Genomic DNA, 8,696 nt, shown 5'->3' on the forward strand with positions numbered 1-8,696 from the left:
CACCGGGCCCGAGCGCACGAACACGACGCCGGGCGACGGCTCACCGGCGGAAACCAGGCCGTCCACCGCCATCGCCGCAAACAGCAGGGCCAAGTACAGCAGCGAGTTGCGGTACAGCGTCCACGCCGGCCGCACGAAGTCCGCCGCGCGCATCACCCGCACCACGTCGCGCAGAAACCACGCGCCCAGCCCGGCAGCCAGCACGCCGTACACCGCGCCCAGCCCGCCGTACGTCACCGGACCCAGGGTGATGGGGATGAGGATGAGCGTGTACAGCAGCATCTGCCGCATCGTCTCGCGCTCGCCCCACACGTTGGGCGCCATGGGAATGCCCACGCGGCCGTAGTCCTTCTGCTTCACCAGCGCCAGCGCCCAGAAGTGCGGCGGCGTCCAGAAAAAGACGATGAGAAACATGTACACGGCCGTCAGCGAGATCTGCCCCGTGGCCGCGGCCCACCCCACCAGCGGCGGAAACGCGCCCGCCGCGCCGCCCACCACGATGTTCTGCGGCGAGGTGCGCTTGAGCCAGCGGGTGTAGATGAAGACGTAGTACAGCAGCCCGGACAGGGCCAGCACCGCGCTGAGCAGGTTGACGAACAGCGCGAAGACGGCGAACGCGGACGCCCCCAGCGTGAGCCCGAAGCCCAGCACGTGGCCGGGGGACATGCGGCCGCTGGGGATGGGGCGCAGCTTCGTTCGCGGCATGTGGGCGTCGATGTCGCGATCGATGAACATGTTGATCGCGTTGGCGCCGCCCGCCATCAGGTATCCGCCCAGCATGGTCCACAGCACCAGCGACCACGACGGCAGGCGGCCCAGCGCAATGAGCATGGGCGCCACGGTGGTCACCAGCAGCAGCGAGATGATGCGGGGCTTGGTGAGCGTCACGTAGTCGCGCAGCAGCTGCGCGGCCCCGCCGGAACCCGTGCGCGCGGCTTCCATCCCCGCGCGCTGCGTGGCGGTGGTCATCTCGCCTTCGTCGGCGCCCGGCGTGCGCGGCGCGGCGTGCACGCCCAGGGCGTCGGCGGAGAGGGTGGCGGTGGCGTCGGACATCAAGCTCGCTTCGGTTCCGGGTCAGAGTGGCCCAAATATACGCCCCGCACGCAGAAGCGCCACCCTGCGCGCGCCGCGGCGCGGAGCTTTCCCGACCGGGGCGCGGGGGAATGCCCCACGCGACCCAACCCGATCCCGCCCAAGCACTTGCGCGCCGGCCGCCCGCCCGTGTACCGTGATGCACCCCATCCGCCGTCCGCCGCGACCTCCCGAGCATGACCGCAGACGTTTCTGCCCGCAGGGGCCTTGCCCGCTACACCTGGCTGGTCCTGGCCTACACCATCGCCGTGGTGCTGTGGGGCGCCCTGGTGCGCGCCACCGGGGCCGGCGCGGGGTGCGGCAGCCACTGGCCCGCGTGCAACGGCCAGGTGGTGCTGCGCGCGCCCTCCCTGGAAACGCTCATCGAGTACACGCACCGCGTCACCAGCGGGCTGCTGGGGCCCATGGTGATCGCCATGGTGTGGATGGCGTACCGTCGCTTTCCGCGCGGGAACCCGGCGCGCGGCGGCGCCGTCGCCTGCCTGGTGCTCACGCTCACGGAAGGCGCCGTGGGCGCGGCGCTGGTCAAGCTGGAGCTGGTGGCGCACAACGCGTCCGTGTGGCGCGCCGTGGCCATGGCCGTGCACCTCACCAACACCTTTCTGCTCCTCGCCGCGCTCGCGCTGACGGCGTGGTGGGCGTCGGGGCGGCCCGCGATGCGCCTTCGCGGCCAGGGCCTCGCCGGCGCGCTGATGATCACGGCGGTGGCCATGACGATCGTCGTCGGCGCCACGGGGGCGGTCACGGCGCTGGGCGACACGCTCTTTCCCAAGACCTCGGTGGGCTTCGAGCTGTCCGCCGTGCACTTTCTGGAGCGTCTGCGCGTGGTGCACCCCGTGCTTGCCGTGGCGACGGGGATCTTCGTGGCGCTCAGTGGGCGCGTGGTGCGCCGCCTGCGCCCGGGGCGCACGATGGAGCGGCTGTCCAACGCGCTCGTGGGCCTGTTCGCGCTGCAGGTGATGGCGGGGATGGTGAACGTGATCCTCCTCGTGCCCGTGTGGATGCAGCTGGTTCACCTGCTGCTGGCGGACGCGCTCTGGATCGCGCTGGTGCTCACCGCCGCCACCGCGCTGGCGGTCGAGAAGGAGGCGGAGCCCGCGCCGCTCCCCGAACCCGCGCTCCCCCACCCCGCGATCGCCTGACCGCATGGCTGGTTGAAGCCGCGAAAAGCCCCTCGTCCGCCGTTGCGGACGAGGGGCTTTCTGCATCCACCGAACGTGTCGTTCACAGCGGCCGCGATCGCCCCGAGCGGTGCTCTGACAACGCCTCCTCAGCCAGCGCGCCGAGCCTGCCCGCGGCGGCATCCCGCTCGAACTGCAGTTCCCACGCAGCGGCGTCGAACGCCAGGAACCACTCGCGGAAGCGGGTGAGTTCTTCGGGAGAGAGCCCGCTGACGGCTCGCTCGATCTGTTCGATGGTAGTCATGCATCGATGCGAATCGAAATCCGGCGTGTCGAGCAGGGGCTGGTCTGTCCCGGGAATCATCCGCTGCGGAGCATGTTCGTACACAGATACTCTTTGGACGGCATCGCGCGCTTTGTCCCACGGCCCGGAATGGGGATTGCACCCGGGCGCGGCCGGTTCCGGGGATGATCAGCAACGGGGAGGGTTCGTGTCCAACGTGGTGGAAGCGGTGGGGAGCGTGCTGCGCGGCGGCGAGGTGAACGTCGGCAGGACGGAGCGAATGGTGTCCACGGCGGGCGGGGGCGTGCTGGCGCTGCTGGGATTGAGGCGCGGTGGCGTGCCCGGCGCGCTGCTGGCCGCCGCGGGCGCGGCACTGGCCCATCGCGGCATTACCGGCCACTGCGCCGTCTACCGCGCCATGGGGCGCGACACCGCGCTCCCCGAGCCCGTCCTGCACGACGCGGCGCCGTCCCGAAGCAGCGACGGGATCTACGGCGAGGCGTCCATCGCCGTGCAGCGCCCGGCGGACGAGCTGTACGCCTTCTGGCGCGACGTCCGCACCGCGCCGCGCTACCAGTCGCGCATTGTTTCCGTGGACGTGCTGGATGAGCGCCGCTCCCGCTGGGTGGCCGAGGGCCCGCGCGGCCGCAGCCTGGCGTGGACGTCGGTGGTGACGGAAGACGTGCCGGGGCGGCGCATCGCGTGGGAATCTCTGCCCGGCTCCGATCTGCCCAACCGCGGCTCCGTGGAGTTCGCTCCCGGCGCGCGCGCGGGCGAAACGCTCGTCCGCGCCACGATGGAGTTCCACCCGCCCGCCGGCGTCGTGGGGCAGGCCATCGCCACGGCGCTGCACCAGTCCCCGCACGACATCCTGCGCGCCGACCTGCGCGCCTTCAAGGCACTCATGGAAGGAGGAGCGGCATGAGCGCACGGAACGAGGCGAGCGCGGCGGACGCGCTGGCGGTGGCGCAGGGCGCCTTTTACCTCGCGACGGGGCTGTGGCCCGTCATCCACCTCCCCAGCTTTGAGGCGGTGACGGGGGAAAAGACCGACAAGTGGCTGGTAAAGACGGTCGGCGCGCTGATCGCGGCGGCGGGGGCCACCATGACCATGGCCGGGCTGCGGCGCCGCGTCACGCCGGAGATCGCCCTGCTGGCGGCCGGTTCCGCCGCCGCCCTGACCGCCGTGGACGTCAACTACACCGCCAAGCGGGTGATTCCCCCCGTCTACCTGCTGGACGCCGCCGCCGAAACGGCGCTGATCGCCGCCTGGGCCGCCCTGCTCGCCGCGTCGCCCCTGCTGGACGACGCGGACTGAGCCCCGCCCCCACGACGCGCCGCTGCCGCCCGCCCCGCGGCGCCGGCTGAATCCAGGATCGGCGTATCCCGCCGCGGTGCAGCGACTTGCACCGCGGTGGCGATCCAAATGTTTGCTGCAGAACGACTTGCGCAAAGGGCCGTTTTCCCCCATATTCAACGAGTTGCGACGTACCCGTTCCCGCCCTGCTCCGCGCGGACCCGTTTTCGCGCCCTGGACAGACGGGGACAGCCCCATCCGCTGCATCGGGCGGATCGTGCCAGGCACGCACTGGGTGCCGGGCGCGGCGTGACCGCCCTCATTCCGTTCGCCGCCGTTTTCAAGCAAAGACGGCGCAGGCACAGCCTTCAGGGCGGTGCCTTACTCCTCCCCGGCAGGGGTGCCCGCCACCCCAGAGGATGTCTCTCCGCATGCGCAAAATCCTGTTCGGCACCGCCGCCGTTCTGCTTGCCGCCGGCTGCTCCGATGGGGGCGGCACCGAAGCCAGCGTCGCCACCTCCGTGGCCGTTTCGGCCGCGTCGCCCACGCTCAATGCGCTGGGCGCCACCACGGTGGTGCACGCCACCGTCAGCGACCAGAAGGGCAAGGCCCTGCGCGACGCCCCCATCACCTGGACCTCCAGCAGCGCGGCCGTGTCGGTCGTGGGCGCGGGCGGCGACAGCGCGGTGGTGACGGCGGTGTCCAACGGAACGGCGATCGTGATGGCCACGTCCGGGGCCGCCGCGGGTTCGGCCTCCGTGCAGGTGGCGCAGGCGGCCGCGAGCGTGCTCAAGGTGGGCGGCGACCAGGAGACCGGGCAGGTGGGCGCGGTGCTCGGCAGCCAGGTGCGCGTGCAGGTGCGCGACCGGCTGAACGCGCCGGTGGCGGGCATGAGCGTGGGCTTCGCGGTTACCGGCGGCGGCGGCAGCATCACTCCGCCCACAGCCATCACCGACGCCAACGGCATCGCGGCGGCCACGTGGACGCTGGGTGCGGCGGCCGGCACCAACACGGTGCAGGCCACCTTTCAAGGGAGCAGCATCGCCCCGGTGACCTTTACCGCCCAGGGCTCCACCACCGTCACCACGGCCATCAACGTGGTCGCCGGCAACAACCAGGCGGCCATGGTGAACACCAACGTGCCCGTGGCGCCCTCGGTCATCGTCACCACGGCGGGCGGCACGGCGCTGGCCGGGCGCACCGTGAACTTTGCCGTGCGCAGCGGCGGCGGAACGGTCACCGGCGGCACGGCCGTCACCAACGCGGCCGGCATCGCCACGGCGGCAAGCTGGAAGATGGGGCCGGTGGGCGGGCCCAACGAGCTGGCGGTCACCGTGGAAGGCGTCACCGGCCAGACGGCCGTGATCCAGAGCGTGGGCTGCGAAGGCCCCACGCCCGGCACGGCGGGATACGGCATCACCCTGTGCTTCACCTCGGCCATGACGGCGTCGCAGGCGCAGGTGTTCCGCAACTCGGCGGCGCGCTGGGCGCAGGTCATCAAGGGCGACCTGCCGGACGTGCAGATCAACGTTCCGGCCAATGCCTGCAACGACGGAACGCCGTCCAGCACCTTCGGGTTCGACGACCTGGTCATCTACGCCACCATCGAGGCCATCGACGGCGTGGGCAAGGTGCTGGGCCAGGCGGGTGCCTGCGGGCGCCGCAACGAGAACACCGGCAACGGCAGCGGGCTGGCCTTTCTGGGCCTGATGCGGTTTGACGAGGCCGACGTGGCCGCGCTGGAGCGCGACGGGCTGCTGGGCAGCGTGCTGCTGCACGAGATGGGTCACGTGATCGGCATCAGCTCCACCGTGTGGACGGCCAAGGGCCTCCTGCAGAGCCCCAGCAGCGCCAGCAGCGTGCTGGACACGTACTACAGCGGCGGCGGCGGCGCGGTCGGGTTCAACAACATCGGCGGCACGGCGTACACGGGCGGGCAGAAGGTTCCGGTGGAGAACACCGGCGGCGCGGGCACGGCCAACTCGCACTGGCGTGAGACGGTGCTCAAGAACGAGCTCATGACGGGGTACCTGAACGTGGGCACCAACCCCCTGAGCGAGCTGACGGCGCGCGCGCTGGCCGACATCGGCTACGCGGTGGACGTGTCCGCGGCGGACAACTTCTTCCTGGCCATGGCGCTGCAGAGCAGCCCGTCGGGCCCGTCCGCCAGCCTGAGCTCGCGGAGCGTCAAGATGCACAACGACGAACTGGTGCTCCCGCAGTTCACGGTGGACCGCCAGGGACGCATGATCCGCCTCCCCGCGGCGCAGCGGTAACGGGATCCACGGCGCGCGGCGGACTCCATCCGCCGCGGCCCGCCGGGCTCCGGGCCCGTCATCCACAAAACGATCCGGGTGCGCACCGACACGGTGCGCACCCGGATTGTTTTGCGTCCGTCGAAGACCCGATCCATCAGCCCGGCGGCGCTCCCGTGTGGGCGGGGGTGTCGGGGTGCTCGGGAAAGCCGTGCAGGGCGGCGCGGGCAAAGGCCTCCACCACCGCGGGGTCGAACTGCGTCCCCGCGCACCGGCGCAACTCGGCCAGCGCCTCGTCGGTGGAGCGGGCGTCGCGGTACGGGCGGCGGGTGATGATGGCGTCGTACGTGTCGGCGACGGTGACGATGCGGCCCTGCAGCGAGATTTCTTCCCCCCGCAGCCCCTTGGGGTAGCCGCTGCCGTCCCAGTGCTCCTGGTGGTGCAGCACGGCGGGGAGCCCGGGCACCAGAAAGGAGCTGCGCGCCATGATGGCCGCGCCGATCTCCGGGTGCCGCTTCATTTCCTCGTACTCCTCGTCCGTGAGCGGCCCGGCCTTGCGCAGCACGGCGTCGCTCACCCCGATCTTGCCGACGTCGTGCAGCAGCGCGCCCACCCAGAGCGCGCGCAGGTCCTCGCCCTGCAGCCCCATCTCGCGCCCGGTGGCGGCGGCGTAGCGGGCCACCCGCTCCACGTGGCCGCCGGTGTAGTCGTCGCGCGTCTCAATGGCGCCGGCCAGCGAGCGCAGCGCGTCCAGCAGCAGCACCTTGAGCTGTACGGCCTGCTCGGCCACGCGCTCGCGCAGGTGCTGCTGGTGCGCCCGGTTTTCGCGCAGCAGGCGGCGGTACGAAAGCGCGCGCTCGGCGGCGAAGAGCACCTCGTCCAGGTTGAAGGGCTTGACCAGGTAGTCGTCCGCCTGCAGCCGCAGCGCCTCCACGGCGTTCTCCACCGTCCCCGCGCCGGTGAGGATGATGAATCCGGTGGTGTCGTCCAGCGCGCGGATGCGGCGCAGCAGCTCCAGCCCGCTCATCCGCGGCATCTGCAGGTCCGACAGGATCAGGTCCGCGCCGTCGCGCTCGAACGCGTCCAGCGCCGCCCGCCCGTCCTCCACCTCCACCACCTCGTAGTCGCCCCGCCGCAGCATGGCGCGCAGAACGCCGCGCACCGCCGCGTCGTCATCCGCCACCAGCACGCGGGGAGCGGTGCTCACGGCGCGCCGCCCGCGTCCGCGCCAAAGCCCCGCACCTCCATCACGAGGTCGTGGGCAATGCGCAGCCCGGCGCGCCCGCGCACCGCCAGCTCGGCGGAGGGAACGCGCGCCACCTCCTGGCCGTTGACGCGGAACACGGTCGTGTCGCGCCCCACCTGCGCCTCCAGGGTGTTTTCCCGCCCGGCGCCCGCCCCGTCGCGGTTGGCGGCCGGGCTGCGGGCCCAGTCGCGCACCAGCGGCGTCTGGGCCCCGTCCCGCCGCTTTACCAGCACGCTGCCGTCGCCGCGGAGCAGAAAGTAGCTGTAGCGCTGCCCGCTTTCCGCCCCCTGCAGGTTCTGCCCGCCGAACAGCAGCCCGTAGCCCTCGTGCAGCCGGCCCGTGCGCTTCTGAAACGTGGCGCGGACGGTGTAGGGCGGCGCCAGATCCGTCCCCGTCGCGGGCCACAGGACGGTGTGCGGGCCCGTCTCCACCAGAAGGCCGTCGGCCTGCGGGGTCACGGTTACGCCCTCGCGCGGATTGGTTTCCCACGCCGCGGCGCCCTGCGCGGGTCCGGGCCGGGGCGCGGGCTCGGCCGGCGCGGTGCTGTCCGGGCGCTCCGCGGCGGGGGCGCGCCCGTCGCCGGCGCAGGCGGCCAGGGTCAGGAGAAGGAGAGAGAGCGCGGTGCGTGGCATGGCGTGGCTACGGAGTCAGGGACCGCCGGAGTTCTTCCAGCGGCAGATCGCGAAGCGGAACCTCCAGCGGCACCACGAGCTCGTTCTGCGTCTGCGTGCGCAGGCGAAAGGTGTCGCGCAGGTGGATGGGGAGGTCCTGCCGGATGGGGATGGTGGTGCGTACGGGTACCCGCACCACGCGGTTTCCGAACGGCGTGTTGATGGGGAGCTGAAACGTGGTGTTGATGGGCACGGTGGTGTTCAGCCGCAGCCGGTAGCTCTGGTCGATGGGCACGTCGAAGCGCACCGGCGTTCCGGCCGGGATGCGCACGGTGTACTTGAGGGTGGCGTCCTGCTCTTCCATGCGGCTGATCACGCGATCCAGCATGGGCGCCAGAAGGCGCTCCGGGTGGCGGACCAGGTAGAGCAGAAAGCCGTTGAGCGCCAGCGACAGCAGGGCGACGGCCAGGGCCGCGGGCGCGATCCAGCGCATGCGCGAAGGCGAGGTTTCGTTCACCGGTGCCGGCGGAAAAAGGAATCCGTGGGGCCGGCCAGAACATACGGCTTGGCGTCGATGCAGGGAATGGGCACCCCTGGTTCCGCGCGTCGCACCGCGGTTCACGCGAAGGACGGGGGGCGAGGCGGAGAACGCGGGGTGATTCCGCGCGGGCGCGGCGTTCGGCACCGATCCCGGCGCTGGATTGCCTAACGCCGCACGGACAGGAGAGAACAGCGCGGGCGGTGCGCTCCGGACGGTGCCGTGCACGCGGAGAGGCCCCCACTCCCCGGCCC

General features: G+C 71.9%; 9 protein-coding genes. 4 read left to right on the forward strand and 5 right to left on the reverse strand.

The window, feature by feature from the left end; translation table 11 throughout:
• On the reverse strand, positions 1-1,053 hold a 1,053-nt coding region (locus tag VF665_RS05950), incomplete at its 3' end, for a heme o synthase (protein WP_331052499.1).
• A gap of 215 nt (positions 1,054-1,268) precedes the next feature.
• Between VF665_RS05950 and VF665_RS05955 the strand changes: the two genes are divergently transcribed.
• On the forward strand, positions 1,269-2,234 hold the full coding sequence (locus VF665_RS05955; protein ID WP_331052500.1) for a COX15/CtaA family protein: 966 nt from the start codon (positions 1,269-1,271) through the stop codon (positions 2,232-2,234).
• An 82-nt stretch (positions 2,235-2,316) separates the two neighbouring features.
• On the opposite strand, the gene VF665_RS05960 is transcribed toward VF665_RS05955, so the two are convergent.
• Positions 2,317-2,577, reverse strand: a complete 261-nt coding sequence (locus VF665_RS05960; protein ID WP_331052501.1) for a hypothetical protein — start codon at positions 2,575-2,577, stop codon at positions 2,317-2,319.
• 127 nt (positions 2,578-2,704) lie between these two features.
• Here VF665_RS05960 and VF665_RS05965 point away from each other — a divergent pair, with 127 nt between their 5' ends.
• From VF665_RS05965 to VF665_RS05975, 3 genes are all read left to right on the forward strand, one after another.
• Positions 2,705-3,421 carry an SRPBCC family protein gene (locus VF665_RS05965; protein WP_331052502.1) on the forward strand — a complete coding sequence of 239 codons (717 nt, stop codon included), beginning with the start codon at positions 2,705-2,707 and terminating at the stop codon, positions 3,419-3,421.
• Positions 3,418-3,813, forward strand: a complete 396-nt coding sequence (locus VF665_RS05970) for a hypothetical protein (protein WP_331052503.1) — start codon at positions 3,418-3,420, stop codon at positions 3,811-3,813. The genes VF665_RS05965 and VF665_RS05970 overlap by 4 nt, the downstream gene beginning before the upstream one ends.
• Before the next feature lie 410 nt (positions 3,814-4,223).
• Positions 4,224-6,068, forward strand: coding sequence for an Ig-like domain-containing protein (locus VF665_RS05975; RefSeq protein WP_331052504.1), 1,845 nt, complete (start codon positions 4,224-4,226; stop codon positions 6,066-6,068).
• A gap of 136 nt (positions 6,069-6,204) precedes the next feature.
• On the opposite strand, the gene VF665_RS05980 is transcribed toward VF665_RS05975, so the two are convergent.
• The 3 genes from VF665_RS05980 to VF665_RS05990 are packed head-to-tail and all read right to left on the reverse strand — an operon-like array spanning position 6,205 to position 8,421.
• The gene (locus tag VF665_RS05980; RefSeq protein ID WP_331052505.1) at positions 6,205-7,254 is read right to left on the reverse strand and encodes an HD-GYP domain-containing protein; all 1,050 of its coding nucleotides are present in this window, start codon (positions 7,252-7,254) and stop codon (positions 6,205-6,207) included.
• Positions 7,251-7,925 (reverse strand): hypothetical protein, encoded by a 675-nt coding sequence (locus tag VF665_RS05985; protein ID WP_331052506.1) that lies wholly within the window; start codon positions 7,923-7,925, stop codon positions 7,251-7,253. Before VF665_RS05985 ends, VF665_RS05980 begins: the two co-directional genes overlap by 4 nt.
• Before the next feature lie 7 nt (positions 7,926-7,932).
• Positions 7,933-8,421, reverse strand: a complete 489-nt coding sequence (locus VF665_RS05990; protein WP_331052507.1) for a hypothetical protein — start codon at positions 8,419-8,421, stop codon at positions 7,933-7,935.
• Positions 8,422-8,696: the final 275 nt, after the last annotated feature.

It is taken from the genome of Longimicrobium sp., assembly GCF_036387355.1.
Lineage (GTDB): Bacteria > Gemmatimonadota > Gemmatimonadetes > Longimicrobiales > Longimicrobiaceae > Longimicrobium.